This is a genomic window from Sedimenticola hydrogenitrophicus (assembly GCF_025175675.1).
Lineage (GTDB): Bacteria > Pseudomonadota > Gammaproteobacteria > Chromatiales > Chromatiaceae > Sedimenticola > Sedimenticola hydrogenitrophicus.
Window position 1 is genome coordinate 65,044 of sequence record NZ_JANIOA010000013.1, and the last position, 16,258, is coordinate 81,301.

Consider the following 16,258-nt stretch of genomic DNA (forward strand, 5'->3'; position numbering starts at 1 on the left):
TGACGCTATGTCATCGGAGTTTATACCATTGGATGCCGCTCCAGGGTGATGAACGGGGCAAAACGGTATTTGTGTGACCAGTGTCAGGTCGGTGGTCCCCGGCCGGCAAGGGTCTGGTCCGGCAGCAGCCGTTCGAGTTGCCGCTTGTTGCTGATCAGGTCAGCCAGGGTGTATTGATCGAGCACGGCATAAAAGGCGTTCAGGGCTTCGTTCAGCATCCCCTTCATCCGGCAGGCCGGACTGATGCGGCAGTCACAGTCGCTATCCGTGAAGCATTCGACCAGCGTGGTGCGCTGTTCGGTATCGCGTATCAGGGCGCCGATATTGATCTTCTCGGGAGCCCGCGCAAGCAGAAAACCACCCCCCTTGCCACGCAGGGTCTCGATATAGCCGGCCTGTCCCAGATGGTGTACCACCTTCATCAGGTGATTGCGCGAGATTTGGTAGACATCGGCCAGTTCAGCAATGGTCGCCCGTTGTCCCGGCCGCAGACCGATGTAGATGAGTACCCGAAGTGTATAATCGGTGAACGTGGTTAGCCGCATATCCGGATTGGGTCCATAAGATGTATTTAATATATTGATTATCGACCAGTGGCGTGATATATAAAAGATGTATTTGATATATTTTTTATGGAGCAGATTGTCGGCACCCGATTGTTGTAGGCAACGGGTGGCGGCCGGAGGAGTTTTGTCATGGTCAGTCCCCGCTACCCGGTGATTCTGAAAGAGAAGAGAGTGCTGGCGCCCAATACGCTCGAGCTGACCTATATACGCGAGGACGAGGAGGCCATCCGCTATCTTCCAGGGCAGTTTTTCTCTATCGATTTCTTGCATCAGGGTGAAGAGAAGACCCGCAGCTACAGCGCCGCGGGTCGGGTGGCCGATCTGAAGAACAACCGGGAGTTCCGCTTCGCCATCTCAGCGGTGCCGGACGGTGCCGCTTCTCACTATTTCTTTAATGCCAGTCCCGGTGAGCGGGCGAAAATGAGCGGCCCGTTCGGCGCCCTGGTGCTGCCGCGTAGCGACCCCGCCCGCTATCTCCTGATCGGCACCGGCACCGGTGTGGCGCCCTATCGGGCGATGCTGCCGGAACTGGAACAACGCATGGCGCAGAATCCGGAGCTGAACGTGGAGCTGGTGATGGGGGTCCGCCGTCCGCAGGAACTGATCTATGGCGAGGAGTTCGAGGCGGTGGCGGAACGCTACCCCGGGTTCCGTTTTCACGCCTGCTACAGCCGGCACATGCCGGAGACACCCAGGCCCCATGAGCGGACCGGCCGGGTGCAGGTGCTGTTCGAGCCGCTGGCTCCCGAGCCGCAGCGGGACCTGGTCTATATCTGCGGCAATCCCGACATGGTCGACGAGGCCGGCTCCTGGTTCCTGGCGCGCGATTTTTCACCGCGCAGCGTGAAGCGTGAGAAGTACAAGTTTTCCACCTTCTAAGAGATACCTTCCTCAGGAATCGTAGGATGCTGGTGAGCTTGCGAACCGCATCGTTTGCGGAAAGACTCGATGCGGTTCGTGTTACTCACCGCATCCTACCTTGCTACCAACTGCCGCTGTTCTGCTCCTCCTTTTCACGCAGCCGCTTGATCTGAAACAGCACGTTGCGCTCCTCCTCCTCCAGTACCGATTCGATATAACGGATGGTCTCCCGGTAACGCGGGATGATGTTGTACTTCAGGGCATTGACCCGTTTCTGCGCCTTGCGCTGTTCCGCCATCAGGCGGCTCAGGGCCATCTCCGATTCCCCCAGGCGGGTCAGCAGCAGGGCGGTCTCCGTCAGCTCCTTGCGGGTCTCGTCAAAGCTGGTGTCGGTGCCGAGCAGCCCGACCGGTTCCATCGGCAGGCGCTCGCTGGAGATGGCGGGGTACTCCACCCCCATGCTGCGTTTGGGGATGATGTTGATCCGCAGCGTCGGGGCGATTCCCAGCCCCGCCTGCTGCAGGGCGCGGCTGCCCATGCGCAGATGGGCCATACCCAACCAGTGGTAGGCGGATTTGATGGCGGCATGGGTCTCCCGGCGCAGCTGCTGGTACTCACCCACCCGCTCGTAGACCAGCCGGGTCAGCAGCTCCCGTTTCCGTTCCAGCAGCGCGTGACCGTCCTCCAGGAAGCGCACCTGCTTCTTCAGCTCCAGCAGGGTGTTCTTGGTCGGCGGGACCTTGATCAGCTGGTGTCGACTCATCTGCTTCGCTCGTCTCCCTACTTGTCGGAGCGGTGGTACCTGGCCAGGTCGGTCTCGCTGACCCGGGTGAGCATGTCCTTGGGAAACATGCTCAGCAGCTCCCAGGCAAGGTTGAGCGTCTCGATGATAGAGCGGTCCTCATCCTCGCCCTGGCCGATGAACTGGCTGTCGAACGCCTCTGCAAAGCGCAGATAGCGGCGGTCCCGTTCCGACAGCTCCTCGGCGCCGATGATGGCCGCCAGGTTGCGTGTCTCCAGCGCCTTGGCATACAGGGCGTAGAGCTGGTTGGCCACCCGCGGATGGTCTTCCCGGGTATCCCCCTTGCCGATGCCGTCCTTCATCAGGCGCGACAGCGAAGGGGAGATGAAGACCGGCGGATAGACCCCCTGGTTGTGCAGCTCCCGACTCAACACGATCTGCCCCTCGGTGATGTAGCCGGTCAGATCGGGGATCGGGTGGGTGATATCGTCCGAGGGCATGGTGACCACCGGCACCAGGGTGACGGAGCCGTGGCGGTCCTTGATCCGGCCCGAGCGCTCGTAGAGCTCCGCCAGGTCGGAGTAGAGGTAGCCGGGGTAGCCCTTGCGCGACGGTACATCGCCCTTGGCGGTGGCCACCTCGCGCAGTGCCTCGGCATAGTTGGTCATGTCGGTCAGCACCACCAGCACGTGCCGGTCCAGGTCGAAGGCCAGGTATTCGGCGGCGGTCAGCGCCACCCGCGGCAGCGCCAGGCGTTCCACCGGCGGGTCGTCGGCCAGGTTGATGTACATCACCACGTTGCCCAGCACCCCGGAGTCGGCAAACTCCTCCTGAAAGAAGCGGGCATCCGCGTAGGAGACCCCCATAGCGGCAAACACCACTGAGAAGCTGCTCTCCTCATCCACCAGCCTGGCCTGGCGCACGATCTGCGCGGCGAGCCGGTTGTGCGGCAGGCCGGAGGCGGAGAAGATCGGCAGCTTCTGGCCCCGCACCAGCGAGTTGAGGCCGTCGATGGAGGAGATGCCGGTCTGGATGAATTCCCGGGGATAGGTGCGCGCCGCCGGGTTGATGGCGGAACCGTTCACGTTGCGCCGGACATTGGAGAGGATCGGCGGCCGGTTATCCTTCGGTTTACCCAGGCCGTTGAAAATGCGGCCGAGGATCTCCGGTGCCAGGTTGATCTCCAGCGGCTGGTCGAGAAAGCGCACCCAGGTGTTCTCCAGGTCCAGGTCGCCGGTACCTTCGAACACCTGGATCAGCGCCTCCGCCTCGCTGCAGCGGATCACCTGGCCGTGGCGCAACTGGTTGCGGTGATCGCGGATCAGCACCTGGTCGCCGAAGGCGACGGCGGGCGCCTGGCGCACCACCAGCAGACTGCCCTGGGCGGATGAAACGGTACGGTACTCTCGGGCACTCATTGGCGGGCACTCATTGGGTGTGCTCCTTGAACTTGGCGTATTCGAGGCGGATCTTGGCGAAGGCCTGCCGGAACTCCTCCATCAGGGTGCGAATCTGGTCGCACTGCTCACTGCTGTAGGTCTGCTTGGCGCGCCGTGCCCGGGCCATCAGCGGCAGGTCGGTCAGCTCCTGCACCGAGATGCCCAGTTCGATCAGTTCCGCCCCCCGGTCATAGATGGTCAGCATCATCTCCAGCAGCAGGAACTGCTTCTCTGGCGAGGCGAAGGTGTCCACTGGGTCCAGGGCGCTCTGCTGCAGCACGCCCTCCTTGATCAGGGCCGCCCCCTCCAGCTCCCAGCGCTGGGCGGAGGAGAGCGCCTCCGGTCCCACCAGGTTGACGATACGCGCCAGCTCAGCGTCCCGCGCCAGCAGCCCCAGTGCCTGTCCGCGCCGCCGCTGCCAGTCCGGGCTGATCTCCCTGTGCCACCACTGGGCGGCCGTGGCGACATGCTCGGAGAAGCTGCCGACCCAGTCGATGGCCGGATAGTGGCGGGCATCCGCCAGCTCCTTGGAGAGTGCCCAGAAGGTCTGGATGATCTCCTTGGTGTGGGCGGTGACCGGTTCGGAAAAATCGCCGCCGGGGGGAGAGACCGCACCGATCAGGGTGACCGAGCCCGTGGCACCGTTTTGGGCTTCGACCCGGCCGGCGCGCTCATAGAAGGCGGCCAGGCGGGAGGCGAGGTAGGCCGGATAGCCATCCTCCACCGGCATTTGGCCGAGCCGGCCGGAGACCTCGCGCAGCGCCTCGGCCCAGCGGCTGGTGGAGTCGGCCAGCAGCACCACATCGTAGCCCTGGTCGCGGTAGTACTCGGCCATGGTGATGCCGACGTAGATCGACGCCTCGCGGGCCACCACCGGCATGTTGGAGGTGTTGGCCACCAGCAGGGTGCGCTCCATCAGGCGGTGGCCGGAGTAGGGGTCCTGCAGTTGCGGGAAGGTCTCCAGCACGTCCACCAGTTCATTGCCGCGCTCGCCGCAGCCGACATAGATGACGATATCGGCGTTGGACCAGCGGGCGATCTGTTGCTGAACCACCGTCTTGCCGGCGCCGAAGGGGCCGGGTACGGCGCTCTTGCCGCCCTTGAGCAGTGGAAAGAAGGTGTCGAGAATGCGCTGGCCGGTAATCAGCGGCGAGAGGCCGTGGTCGCGTCGCCGGTAGGGCCGGGGGGTGCGCACCGGCCAGTTGTGATAGAGCTTCAGTTTGCGGCTTCTGCCGTCGCTCAGTTTCAGCTGGCCGATCGGATCATCCAGCCGGTAATCCCCCTCGGGGGCCAGTTCCAGCAGCTCGCCCGACAGGTCGGGCGGCACCAGGATCCGGTGCTGGATAATGGCACTCTCCTGGACCCGGCCGATCAGTTGTCCCGGGGAGAGGGTGCTGCCGATTTCACTGGCCGGTTCCGGAACAAAGTGCCAGAGCCGTTCCCGGTCCAGTGCGGGCAGATGGATACCGCGGCCGATATGGTCGCCCGACGCCAGCAACACCTTGTCCAGCGGCCGTTGCACGCCGTCGAAAATGCTGCCCAGCAGTCCCGGGCCCAGCTCGACCGAGAGCGGCCGGCCCAGGCCGATCACCGGTTCACCCGGTCGCACTCCCTCGGTCGATTCGTAGGACTGCACCAGGGCGGTCTCGCCCTTGAGCGCGATCACCTCGCCGAACAGTCCCAGCTCGCCGATCTTTACCTGCTCGCCGTTGCGGATGCCGGGCAGCCGTATGGTGAGGATCGGGCCGTTGATTTCGCGGATTATGCCCTGTTTTTCGCTCATGCTCATCGCCTGCCGCCCAGGTTGTCGTGCAGGGTGCCGGCGGGAAAGAGGCGCTCCAGGATGAGCTGGTGCAGGCGGTCGGCCAGCCGCTCCTCCCGTCCCTCGAAACTGTTGTCGAAGCGGATCAACCCATCCTCGCTGCTGACGATCACGCCACCGATACAGCTGACGGGTGTGGGATCGAGGGCGAGCTGTTTATCGGCGGCGGCAGCCCCGGCAAACTGTTCCCAGACCGGCCGCAGCCGGCCCAGGTCGCGGGCATTAAAACTGGCCACCAGCTGGCGCCGCTCGAAGGCGCCGGCGGCACGGGCCAGGAGTGCCTGCAGCAGCGGCAGATAACGTGCCTCATCTTCCACCAGGGCGAGTATCCGGTCGCGCAGCTGGTTTTTCACCGCCACCACCAGATTCCAGCGCAGATGGTCCATCTCCTTCTGCAGTCGCAGCTCGTTCGCCTGCACCTGGCGCCGGAAGGTGCGCTCGGCGCGCGATTTGGCCAGCAGCACTTCGCGTTCTTCCCGCAGATGCAGGCGCTTGTGCGCCTCCTGCAGGATATTGTCGCGACTGCGCCCGGCCCGTTCGCGGTACTCCACGGCGAGCCGGTTGGCACGTTCGAATATGGCCGATTCAAGTTCCTTTACCTGTTCCATGACTACTCCTGAGAGAACTGCGCCGCGCCGCCGAGCAGCAGCTGCAGCCGGTCGTCTATCTCACACTGGAAGTTATCCGCGGCGGCCAGCGAGGGGATCTGGGTGACGACGATGTGCCCCCCCTCCGCGCGGACCCGTTTCAGCAGCGGGCTGTCGCATCCGGCCAGGGCCGGGCCGAGAATGATGAACGCCTTCTGGCGGTTGTCGAGCAGTGTCTCCAGCAACTCGTCGAGTATCCGCTGGGTCGGGTCGGCCCAGGTCTCGAAACCGATCAGCCGGAAGCCCTCGGTCACTGCCGCCTCCCCCATGAACAGCATGCGGGTGGGCGTCGCTTCGTCGCCATGCGGATCCATTGTGCGCCTCTACAGCTTGTCCAGCAGCAGGATACTCACCACCAGACCGTAGATGGCGATACCCTCGGCCAGACCGAGATAGATCAGGGTGCGGCCGAAGATCTCCGGCTTCTCGGCCAGTACCGCCAGCGAGGCGGCGCCGATCGGCCCCACCGCAATACCTGCCGCGATGGTGCTGAAGGCGGTAGGTATGCCGACCCCGATAATGCCGAGGCCCATGCCGAGGGAGATCTCGCCCGCCGCATCGGCCAGCGCCGGGGCGGCCGCCACCTCCTGGATGCCGAAGAAGACCAGCAGTGCCTGGGCGCCGACGAACAGCAGCAGGTTGCCGCCGAGGGCCGGCTTGAACCAGCGCCGGGCGCCGAGCGCCTTGTCCGGGTGCAGCTCGATGAGTACCCCGGTGATGATGAGACCGAGGATGCCCAGGGTCATCAGTGTAATCAGCCAATACATCTTCTACTCCTTGTCGGTAACGTTTGATCGGTGGGTGTTGGGTGACGGGTTTGCTGGGCACGCCACGCTCTGCTCATGCCACGGGTACTATCCAGTGGTCGGTTCATTTCACCCCCTGCAGGGAGAGCGTCAGCGGCTTGAACTCCTGCCCGTCTCCGGAGAAGAAGCGGGAGAACCCCTCGTAATACTCCAGTCGCAACGCCTGGATGGTGACGATGGCCCCCTCCAGGATCAGGATGAACAGGTTGCCGCCGATCACCATCAGCCAGTGTCCCGTCCCCTCCATCATGTCGGCGAGGGTGAAGACGGCGATGGCCAGTGCCACATGGTTCAGGCTGAAGGCCGCCACACGCAGGAACGACAGGGTGTTGGAGATATATCCGGTGAGGGTCTCGAAGGTCTCGATACCGGCCACCAGCATGCGCTCTCCCGGCGGGGCCTGGGTCTCGATCAGTTTGAAGGCCAGCAGCGCCAGCAGCGCCGCCAGGCTGAGGCCGGCCGGCAGCAGACCGAACTGCCCGGTGTTGACGAAACGGTAGATGCCCGTCAGTACGCTGAGATACAAGGTGACGCTGACCACCCCGTTGGTCGCGAACAGGGCGTGACTGATCTCGCCGGAGACCAACTGGTTATGGATATACAGCAGGCTCATGAGCACCATGAAGCCGATGCCCCAGAAGAGGGCCATGCGCAGCATATACAGCGGATCGGACAGGGGCGGGATCCAGACCGCCTGAAACAGGTGTTCGTAGCCGAACAGGCTGCCGTAGAGCAGACCGAACAGGCTGGTCGAGAGGCCGGCGCAGATGGCAAACGGGGTGAAGCTCTTGAGTCTCTTTCGGCCCAGCCAGGCCGCCAGGATGATCACCCCGCCGTGCCCCGCGTCACCGAACATCATGCCGAACATGGCGATGAACGAGACGGCGAAGATCGGCGTGGGGTTGATCTCGCCATAACGCGGCACGCCATACTGTTTGACCAGGGTGGAGAAGGCGCGGGTGAGCCAGTTGACCGGCAGGTAGGTGGGTACGTCCCGGTGATTTGTCCGCGGCGGGGTGGTGGCGGTGATCCGGAACGGGCCGTCTAGCCGGCGGTGCAGGGCCGACTCGGTCCGTTTCAGTTCACGTTCGGGTATCCAGCCGGAGATGATGCCCAGCTGGCCCCGGTTGCGTGCGGCATCCCCCATCGCCACGAAGGGTTCGGCCATGATCAGCCGATCGCGTGACTGCTCCAGTTGTGCGCGCAGCTCGTCGCCGCAGGTCTGCATCGCCTGGCGGCGCGCCGCGCGTTCGCTGGCGAGCGCCTCTCGGCGCTGCCGCAGATCGCCCTGTATGCGCTGCGGTTCGTCATCCAGTTCCGGGGGAATCTCCAGGGCGTGGAAGCCGGCGGTATCCAGCACCGACCTGAGCTCCTGTTCCCGGGCGCCCTTGGGGCCCAGGATGATGACATGGGTGTGGTCGGTGTTCTCCATGTAATTGAACAGCAGGTAGTCGGCCAGGGCGATGGCCTCGCGCAGTTTCGGCACGTTGACGCTGGGCAGCATGCCGATGTGGAGATCGAGAAATAGCCGCTCGCCGCGCAGCCGCGAAAGGTCGAAATTCAGCGCGGCGAAGTTATCCAGGGTCTGTTCCAGCTGCTCGAGCATGTGCTCCTCGTCGGTGAGGCGCCGGAAATGCTCTTCAAACGAGGAGCAGCGCTCCCAGACTTCGCCCAGCCAGGCATTGGTGGTGGCCAGCTCCTGTTCACCGATGACACGGGTGTGGGCCAGCGGCCGCAGCGGTCCGAGGGTGATATGGGATTCGATCTTCTGCAGCCGGGTGCGGGCCTGGTGATAGAGTTCCCGGTAGCGTGTGCCGGGGACGTCGGGAAACTGTTCGCTGAAGTTGTCACCGCCGCCGGGACTGAACATGCCCAGCTCCGCCAGGGTGAGCGCGGCCAGCGGCAGGTCATCCGCCAGCAGCTGGATCAGTACCTGTTTCATCGGCAGGGGCCTAAACACCGGGCACCTCGCGGCCGAGGTCGGCGGCCTGGCGAATCAGCTGCGGGTCCAGGGCCAGCACCCGCCCCTGGATGATGGCGAACACCCGCCGCAGGTCCATCTCCCGCAGCATCATGTAGGCCAGGGATCGGGTGACGGCCGAGGGGCTGAACTGAAGGCATTTTCGCGCCTGCCGGTTCAGGTCGTCGGTCAGCGCCTGCTCCACCTCCATGATCTGCCTGAGGCCGGAGAGCCGGCTGTTCAGTGGCTCGGGCAGTGCCTCCAGGATCCGCGCCATCTCCTGCAGATTGACCAGTTGTTTCAGCAGGTCGGTGTGGAGATGGCGTCCCGAGGGGATCAGCAGATAATAGGTTTCGCTGGGGGAGAGCGCATAGTTGAGGCGGTAGCGCAGCAGCCACGGCAGGTTCTGTCGGTCGATCAGCGAGCCGATCAGTTTCAGCAGCGGGGCCTGATCCGCGGCGTCGCAGCGCCGCGCGTGCCTGAGCAGGCCGGTATAGTAACGGTGATCGATCGTGGCATCGAGGGAGAAGGACTCGTTCTTCTCTTCGTAGACCCGGCGCGCCTGGCGGGCGATGGCCTCGTAGGGGGTCTGCTCCAGCTGGCGCAGCAGCTCCGGCACATTTTCCGTACGCAACAGGGTCTCATGGGGCAGGCTGATCAGCGGCGGCAGGCTGTGCAGGCTCTCGCGTATCTGATCATAGGGGAGATGGTTCAGCTTGCCCCGGATCAGTGCCTTCAGGTTAAGGAGTTCAAACTTGCGTGACCAGTAGACCAGGATATCCCGGGCGGTGCCGCCGAGCGGCCGCAGCAGGATCGACAGCTCCTGCATCAGGCTGTGGATCAGGCCCCGTTCAATATGGCGGTTGAGCTCCGCCTCACTCAATCCACGCTCGCTGATCCCGGCCAGACCGAATTCACCCTCCAGCCGCGGCAACGGCTCCTGCAACATGGCCTCAAGCGTCGCGTCATCGATCAGCCGTCTCGCCATGACGCTGGTGCGGGTCTTCAGATAGGTCTGGCCGGCGCTCGTATTCATGAGTTTTCCTGCCTTCTCCTAGCCGTCGGCCAGTGGATCGGTGAGCAGTTGAAAGGCGGCCTCCAGCGCCTCGTCCTCCCGTGCTTCCGCCAGATTGCGCAGCTCGACATGGTGCTCGTCGAAGCGTTTCTTCAGTTCGTTATTGGTCTGGCCGGCCCGCTGTTCCGCCTTTTCGATGAAGGACCTGTGCAGTTGCGGTATGCGCGCCTCGAACCGCTCCTCTTCGGCGTGCGCCTCCTGCAGCGCGCCCTGGATGATCCGGTCGCGCTCCTCATCCGCTTCGCGCACGATGGTCTCAGCCCTCCGTTCGGCGTCCAGCAGGCGTTGTAGTGTCTGGTCCATGAGGTTCCCCGTTTTATTCTGATTAACAGTTTAGCAACTACCGATGTAGTTGATATTGCGGCAGATCAGATGGCGGGCCGGTTTTCAATCCCTCAAATGACAGGGCGGGAAACTTACGATGGGATTAATGGTCATATAACTGGTCGCTGTGGTAGCCGCACCGCCTTGACAGTCAGGATGAAAAAGGGGATTGTTCCGCGTCATGAATCATCTGCTGAAAAAACGGTTTGTCCTTGTGCTGGCACTGTTTGTCAGCCTGTTGCCGTTCAGATTCAGCTATGGGCTGACGGCCACCGTGCCCGATCTCCAGCAGAAGATGCATCAGCACATCATGCAGGTCGATTGCGCACAGCCCGGTGACAATACCCATTGTCTCGATATGACACTCGTCTCAGCGGCCGATGGGAATTGTTGCGGCGACCAGTGTGACAGCTCGTTCGGGGCGCAACCCGGCGTCGCTGTCGAATATGGCCTGCTGATTTTCTCGGACCGGCAGTTCCAGGCTGCCAGCAATGTCTGGACAACCGGCCCCATCCCGCCCACGCTGCTACGACCCCCTCCAGCACGCTCCTGAACCCGGCTTTGCAATCCCTGGCGCTGAACGCCGGGGTATCGTTTCATACGGCCCACGGGCCATGCTCTGGAGAGCGTGTTTTGAAAATCCGAATTATTGTTGCGGGGCTTCTGTCCCTGTTGCTTGTCGCCTGTTCCGAGGAACCCGCCACCAATGCCGCTAGCGATCAGCAGGCTTCGGCGGCAGTGAAATCCTGGTACCGATTCGATCAGGTCAGTGCCGGCGCCCGGGTGTTCCAGGAGAACTGCGCGGCGTGTCACGGGAAGCTGGCCGAAGGGGCTGACAACTGGCGCAAGACCGGTCCGGACGGCAAGTATCCGGCACCGCCGCTGAATGGCAGCGGACATGCCTGGCATCATCCCCTGAAAATCCTGTTCCACACGATCAAGAACGGCTCCCCCGGCGGCCAGGGCAATATGCCGGCCTGGGCGGGCAAACTGACCGACGAAGAGATTATCGCGGCTATCGCCTGGTTCCAGTCCAAGTGGCCGCAGGAGATCTATCAGAGCTGGGTGCAGCGTGATGCGGCGGCACAGGCCAACCGGGGATAAGTCATGAGCAGAGATCAATTCATCAAAATGCGCGGTGCCTGGGATACCCGGCACTGGATCACCGTTCCCGGACTCTCCCACGAGGCCGATGGCCTGCAGTTGGAGCAATCCCTGGTGGCACTGGAGGGGGTGCAGGGGGTGCAGCTCGTTGCCGGCAAGCGGCGTATCCGGGTCACCTATGACCAGACCCGGGTCGATTTTCAGCAGATACTGGAGCGCATGGAGTCGATCGGCTTTCCGGCCTCCGACAGCTGGTGGTCACTCAGAAAGGCGGCGTGGTTTCAGTACCTGGATCGCAATGCCCGGGAGAACGCCAATGCGCCGGAGCCTCCCTGCTGCAGTAATCCAAAAGGGATCTCCACGGGGCGGAAACAGAAAAAGTAGGACGGGCCATTCAATCCACCGCACCGCGAACCTGCCGGTAGGCCTAAACCCGTTTGTATCTAGCCGGGCCGCGACTTTTCCGGCCTATAACGAAGGTATTTGGTATGTTCAAGAAGCTATGCATTGTTTCACTACTGACGGTCAGCCAGTGGGTATTTGCGGAAACCGGTCAGCCGCCGTCAGCGGATCAGGTGGCGGCGGGCAAGGCGCTCTATGGGCGATACTGCCTGGCGTGTCATGGGGAGAATGGGGTGGGTGAGCCACCCATACCAAGCACCATCCGGGCGCCGGGCTTTTTTACCGCCATGCCGCTCAATGAGGCTTCCCATGCCTGGCACCACACGGACGAACAGTTGGTGGAGACCATTCTGCAGGGGTTGCAGCGCACCCAGCGGATGCCGGCCTGGAAGGGAGTTATCTCAGTGGATCAGGCCACGCAGCTGGTCGCCTACCTGAAGAGTCTGTGGAGTCCCCGCATCGTCGCCTGCCAGGGGCCGAAACACATGAGTTGCATGTAGCCGGCGCCTCGTCGAGACATGAGCCCCGTGGAAACCCGCTTGCCAGGGCGGCTTCCGCTCCTCTAGAGTAGTCGGGTGCGACCGGTCAGTGGGTGCGCCGATCGTCGCCGGGAGATAGATTACGGGTAACTACTTGCGGGGTGATTGGCCTGCCTTGCCGACCTCACGTGATGGCTTGCCTCCTCGAATCCGGCCCCATTTTCAGCGCCTGCCCAAACTCGCTTCGCTCAAACAAGGGCAGGCTTGAATCTGAAAAAGGGGCCGGATTCGAGGCGCCATCAAGATCGGCCAACAAGGCAGGCCAATCACCTGCAGACAGGGTGAGTAGCTACGATTACGGTTTGTTACCCACCGGACTATTGAAAGGACTATGGATATGGGCACGATGAAAGAGATTGTGATACTGAGCGCGGTGCGCACCGCGGTGGGTAGTTATGGCGGTGGCCTGAGGGATGTGCCGGTGGTGGACCTGGCCGCCAGCGTGGTGCGTGCCGCGGTGGAGCGCGCCGGGGTAGCCCCGGCCGATGTCGGGCATACGGTGCTGGGGCATGTGATCCATACCGAACCGCGGGATATGTATATCTCGCGTTACGCCTCGGTTCGCGGCGGCCTGCCGGTGGAGACGCCCGCCTTCACCCTGAACCGGCTCTGCGGCAGTGGGCTGCAGGCGATCGTGTCGGCGGCCCAACAGATCGAAACCGGTCACTGCGAGGTGGCCGTGGCCGGCGGGGCGGAGAACATGAGCCGGGCCGGTTATATGACGCCCAGCCTGCGCTGGGGCGCGCGCATGAGCGATGCCCAGATCGTCGATATGATGGTGGGGGCGCTGACCGACCCGTTTGAAGGGGTGCACATGGGCATGACCGCGGAGAATATCGCTGAAAAATGGGGTATCAGCCGCGAGGAGCAGGATATGCTGGCGGTGGAGTCCCATCGGCGTGCCGCCCAGGCGTGGGAGAAGGGCTATTTCAACGACCAGATAGTGCCGATCGAGTTGAAGAGTCGCAAGGGCACCACCCTGTTTGAGCGGGATGAGCATTTTCGTGCCGACGCCAGCCTGGATGGGATGGCGAAACTGCACCCGGTATTCAAGAAGGATGGCAGCGTCACGGCGGGCAATGCCTCCGGCCTGAACGATGCGGCCTCGGCCGTGGTGCTGGCCAGTGCGGAGTATGCCGAGTCCAAAGGGCTCAAGCCGCTGGCCCGGTTGGTGGGGTACGCCCATGCCGGTTGTGAGCCGGCCTATATGGGCATCGGACCGGTACCCGCGGTAAAGCGCCTGCTGGAGCGGACCGGTCTCAGCGTGGCGGACTTCGATGTACTGGAGGTGAACGAGGCGTTTGCCGCCCAGGCGATCGCCGTGTGTCGCGATCTCGGTCTGCCGATGGATCTGACCAACCCCAATGGCAGCGGCATCTCACTGGGTCATCCGATCGGCGCCACCGGCAGTATCGTGACCACCAAGGCGGTCCATGAGCTGCAACGCAGCGGCGGCCATTACGCCCTGGTGACCATGTGCATCGGTGGTGGGCAGGGGATCGCCGCTGCCTTCGAGCGGATCTGACTCCTGAACCTGGGCAACATCATCAACTGGATCGGCCTGTTCGGTATTGCCGTATTTGCCGTATCCGGTTCGTTGGAGGCAGCCCGAAAGGAGATGGATATACTCGGGTTCCTGCTCATTGGCAGCGTCACCGGACTGGGGGGCGGGACGCTACGCGACTTGCTGCTGGGGGCCACTCCGGTGTACTGGGTCCAGCAGCCGGAGATGGTGATGATCTGCCTGGGCGCCTCGGTGGTCACCTACTTTGCGGCACCCTACCTGGCCTCCCGCTACCGGGTACTGATCTGGATGGATGCGATCGGCCTGGCCACCTTCTGCATCACCGGCACGGCCATTGCGCTCAATCAGGGGGCATCGCCGCTGATCGCCGTCTGTATGGGGGTGATGAGCGCCACCTTCGGCGGCATCATTCGCGACGTACTCTGTGCCGAGTCCCTGGTGCTCTCGTCGCGCGAGCTCTATGTCACGGCGGCGGTTGCCGGTGCCTCGGCCTACCTGCTGCTGCGCGTGGCCGAGGCGGGGGAGACGGTCGCCACCCTGGGCGCCTTCGCGGTCGGCTTCGGCCTGCGCTCGGCGGCTATCCTGTTCGGACTCAAACTGCCGCGGTACCGCTGTCCCGACGCCTGAGAAGCGGCTAACCGCTTAGGGTTCGCGCAAGAATAATTTCGCAGTACCGAGGGCGTAGCCGGGCCACGCTGGCATGGCACGCTTTGCAGGCAATGGCCGTTCCCCTGGCAAAAAGCGTAATGCCGCCAGCGGGGTCCAGTGGCGACCGGATAGCGAAACTTAATTTTTGCGCGAGCCCTTAGGCCAGCCGCCGCGGCTCCTCGTCGCTCAACTGATACAGTTTTGCGGCGATACCCATGCTGAAGATGGCGAAGTTTTCGATATCGCCCCACTCATCGGCCGAGCCCATCTCTTTTTCCTGAGCATCCAGCACCACGCGGATGCGGTAATGCCCCTGCCGGCGCGCGGTCGGCGGGTTCACCTCGGCGGTAACGTAGAGACAGGGCTGTTCTTCGCCCTCGTCAATCAGTGCCATGATGTAGCGGTATTCCGTGGGATCATCGGTTTTGATATCGCTTAGGATATTGACCAGAAAGGAACCGAGTTGGTAGCGTCGCTGGGGAATGGCGGTCAGGATGTGGGGTGTAGTCATACGGCGACTCGCTTGGCCGGTGGAAGAAACTGCCATCCATTATGGCGGATAAAAATCGTTGTTGCTTGTGTGGCCGGAAAGGCTCCCGGTATGATAATCAGCAATTGATGAAATAATAACCATGAATTTCTGGTCCTTATAAGACAGATGCGGAAAAAAAATGCAAATCACGGTTGCTGCCCACCCGGCGCGGCCGCTCAAGCGGGCAATCGACTATGCGATTATTGAAACGTTCGCTTTGGATATGGCCAATATTGCTGATGCTGGTCCCGGTTGCCGGTTTGGCCGATCGGATCGAGGGGCGTCTGAACGGTCTGGCCTGTGCGTCGAAGGGGGAAATGTGCCCGACGGACAAGGATGATCCCCACGTGCTGCTGGAAAGGGACTTTGTGATCCAGACCGAGGATGGGAAAATCTTCTACATCACCAACATGGACTGGAAAACCAAGCTCCGCTACGTGCTGCGCATGGTGCGCGTCGTGGGGGAGTTCAGTGACCGGTCGTCGGCCATTACCGCGGATGAGTTCTGGGTCAAACATGAGGACGGATACCGGCTGGAATGGAGCCTGGAGCGGATGAGGGAGAAACAGCGCAGGGCTCAACAACTCCAGCAACAGCGAGAGCCGGGGCTGGAACAATGGCAGTTGCGGTAGCGACTATGAAAACGCCGGCAGAACCCCGTCGCGCCTGTACCCCCTCCACCCGGAAAGCGACCCCGTGGCCGGGATTTTATGGTCTGGGTCTGTTGTTGCTGCTGCTGATTCAGGGTGTGGCGCCGCAGACTGGTCACGCCTCCAGCGATCCGCTGCGTTTCTTTCAGCTGACACCGATAGCCCCCGTCACACCCGCACCCCCATTGGTGTTGTCGGCGCTTGACGGAGTGACGCATCGACTGAGTGACTATCAGGGCCAGGTGGTTGTGATTAATTTCTGGTCCAGCTGGTGTACCCCCTGCCGCCGGGAGATGCCGTCACTGGAACAGGCCTGGCAGCGGCTGCGGCCGTTTGGCGTGACGGTGCTGGGGGTAGCGATGCAGGACGATCCGGAGGTGGTCGGGCGGTTTCTGCGGAAGAGCGGGGTAACCTTTACTATCCTGATGGATCCGGATGGAAAGGCGTCGCAGCGGTGGCCGTTCTCCGGCATACCGGCTACCTTTGTGCTGGATCGGCAGGGGCGGATCGTCTACCGTGCCATGGGGCTGCGCGAGTGGGATAGCGACGAGATCATTGACCGGCTAATCGAGCTGGCGGAGACGGAATAGTCAGGCTGAAAGGGGTTTGTGGTCGC

20 protein-coding genes are annotated in these 16,258 nt (G+C 62.8%); 9 read left to right on the top strand and 11 right to left on the bottom strand.

Annotation, left to right across the window (positions count from 1 at the left end; translation table 11 throughout):
* Nucleotides 1-83: 83 nt before the first annotated feature.
* Complete coding sequence (locus tag NPX02_RS09110) at nt 84-545, bottom strand: Rrf2 family transcriptional regulator (protein WP_260293214.1); 462 nt, start codon at nt 543-545, stop codon at nt 84-86.
* A 150-nt stretch (nt 546-695) separates the two neighbouring features.
* On the opposite strand from NPX02_RS09110, the gene NPX02_RS09115 reads away from it, so the two are divergent.
* Complete coding sequence (locus NPX02_RS09115) at nt 696-1,445, top strand: FAD-binding oxidoreductase (protein WP_260293215.1); 750 nt, start codon at nt 696-698, stop codon at nt 1,443-1,445.
* Between the two features lie 103 nt (nt 1,446-1,548).
* Here NPX02_RS09115 and NPX02_RS09120 read toward each other — a convergent pair whose 3' ends face one another.
* The 9 genes from NPX02_RS09120 to NPX02_RS09160 all read right to left on the bottom strand — a co-directional run bounded on the left by NPX02_RS09120 (nt 1,549) and on the right by NPX02_RS09160 (nt 10,221).
* Complete coding sequence (locus tag NPX02_RS09120) at nt 1,549-2,190, bottom strand: V-type ATP synthase subunit D (RefSeq protein ID WP_260293216.1); 642 nt, start codon at nt 2,188-2,190, stop codon at nt 1,549-1,551.
* A gap of 17 nt (nt 2,191-2,207) precedes the next feature.
* Entirely contained in the window at nt 2,208-3,587 is a 1,380-nt protein-coding gene (locus tag NPX02_RS09125) for a V-type ATP synthase subunit B (RefSeq protein WP_260293217.1), read from the bottom strand.
* A 10-nt stretch (nt 3,588-3,597) separates the two neighbouring features.
* A complete protein-coding gene (locus tag NPX02_RS09130; protein ID WP_260293218.1) occupies nt 3,598-5,397 on the bottom strand; it encodes a V-type ATP synthase subunit A in 1,800 nt (599 codons plus the stop codon).
* A complete protein-coding gene (locus tag NPX02_RS09135) occupies nt 5,394-6,038 on the bottom strand; it encodes a V-type ATP synthase subunit E (RefSeq protein WP_260293219.1) in 645 nt (214 codons plus the stop codon). Before NPX02_RS09135 ends, NPX02_RS09130 begins: the two co-directional genes overlap by 4 nt.
* Nucleotides 6,039-6,040: 2 nt before the next feature.
* Nucleotides 6,041-6,391 carry an ATPase gene (locus tag NPX02_RS09140; RefSeq protein ID WP_260293221.1) on the bottom strand — a complete coding sequence of 117 codons (351 nt, stop codon included), beginning with the start codon at nt 6,389-6,391 and terminating at the stop codon, nt 6,041-6,043.
* Nucleotides 6,392-6,400: 9 nt separating this feature from the next.
* Nucleotides 6,401-6,844, bottom strand: a complete 444-nt coding sequence (locus NPX02_RS09145) for an ATP synthase subunit C (RefSeq protein ID WP_260293222.1) — start codon at nt 6,842-6,844, stop codon at nt 6,401-6,403.
* Nucleotides 6,845-6,947: 103 nt separating this feature from the next.
* A complete protein-coding gene (locus NPX02_RS09150; RefSeq protein ID WP_260293223.1) occupies nt 6,948-8,825 on the bottom strand; it encodes a V-type ATP synthase subunit I in 1,878 nt (625 codons plus the stop codon).
* 10 nt (nt 8,826-8,835) lie between these two features.
* Nucleotides 8,836-9,879, bottom strand: a complete 1,044-nt coding sequence (locus tag NPX02_RS09155; protein WP_260293224.1) for a V-type ATPase subunit — start codon at nt 9,877-9,879, stop codon at nt 8,836-8,838.
* An 18-nt stretch (nt 9,880-9,897) separates the two neighbouring features.
* Nucleotides 9,898-10,221, bottom strand: coding sequence for a V-type proton ATPase subunit G (locus NPX02_RS09160; RefSeq protein ID WP_260293225.1), 324 nt, complete (start codon nt 10,219-10,221; stop codon nt 9,898-9,900).
* Nucleotides 10,222-10,423: 202 nt separating this feature from the next.
* On the opposite strand from NPX02_RS09160, the gene NPX02_RS09165 reads away from it, so the two are divergent.
* From NPX02_RS09165 to NPX02_RS09190, 6 genes are all read left to right on the top strand, one after another.
* Complete coding sequence (locus NPX02_RS09165; RefSeq protein ID WP_260293226.1) at nt 10,424-10,795, top strand: hypothetical protein; 372 nt, start codon at nt 10,424-10,426, stop codon at nt 10,793-10,795.
* Between the two features lie 80 nt (nt 10,796-10,875).
* Nucleotides 10,876-11,346, top strand: a complete 471-nt coding sequence (locus NPX02_RS09170; protein WP_260293227.1) for a c-type cytochrome — start codon at nt 10,876-10,878, stop codon at nt 11,344-11,346.
* 3 nt (nt 11,347-11,349) lie between these two features.
* Complete coding sequence (locus NPX02_RS09175; RefSeq protein WP_260293228.1) at nt 11,350-11,730, top strand: hypothetical protein; 381 nt, start codon at nt 11,350-11,352, stop codon at nt 11,728-11,730.
* A gap of 104 nt (nt 11,731-11,834) precedes the next feature.
* Nucleotides 11,835-12,248: a c-type cytochrome gene (locus NPX02_RS09180; protein ID WP_260293229.1), complete on the top strand. Its 414-nt coding sequence runs from the start codon at nt 11,835-11,837 to the stop codon at nt 12,246-12,248.
* 385 nt (nt 12,249-12,633) lie between these two features.
* The gene (locus tag NPX02_RS09185; RefSeq protein ID WP_335342544.1) at nt 12,634-13,812 is read left to right on the top strand and encodes an acetyl-CoA C-acyltransferase family protein; all 1,179 of its coding nucleotides are present in this window, start codon (nt 12,634-12,636) and stop codon (nt 13,810-13,812) included.
* A gap of 36 nt (nt 13,813-13,848) precedes the next feature.
* Nucleotides 13,849-14,439 (top strand): trimeric intracellular cation channel family protein, encoded by a 591-nt coding sequence (locus tag NPX02_RS09190; RefSeq protein WP_335342545.1) that lies wholly within the window; start codon nt 13,849-13,851, stop codon nt 14,437-14,439.
* A 178-nt stretch (nt 14,440-14,617) separates the two neighbouring features.
* Here NPX02_RS09190 and NPX02_RS09195 read toward each other — a convergent pair whose 3' ends face one another.
* Nucleotides 14,618-14,971: a hypothetical protein gene (locus NPX02_RS09195; protein WP_260293231.1), complete on the bottom strand. Its 354-nt coding sequence runs from the start codon at nt 14,969-14,971 to the stop codon at nt 14,618-14,620.
* Nucleotides 14,972-15,225: 254 nt separating this feature from the next.
* Here NPX02_RS09195 and NPX02_RS09200 point away from each other — a divergent pair, with 254 nt between their 5' ends.
* Both NPX02_RS09200 and NPX02_RS09205 read left to right on the top strand, forming a co-directional pair.
* Nucleotides 15,226-15,624 (top strand): hypothetical protein, encoded by a 399-nt coding sequence (locus NPX02_RS09200; protein ID WP_260293232.1) that lies wholly within the window; start codon nt 15,226-15,228, stop codon nt 15,622-15,624.
* Between the two features lie 5 nt (nt 15,625-15,629).
* Nucleotides 15,630-16,232: a TlpA family protein disulfide reductase gene (locus NPX02_RS09205; RefSeq protein ID WP_260293233.1), complete on the top strand. Its 603-nt coding sequence runs from the start codon at nt 15,630-15,632 to the stop codon at nt 16,230-16,232.
* Nucleotides 16,233-16,258: the final 26 nt, after the last annotated feature.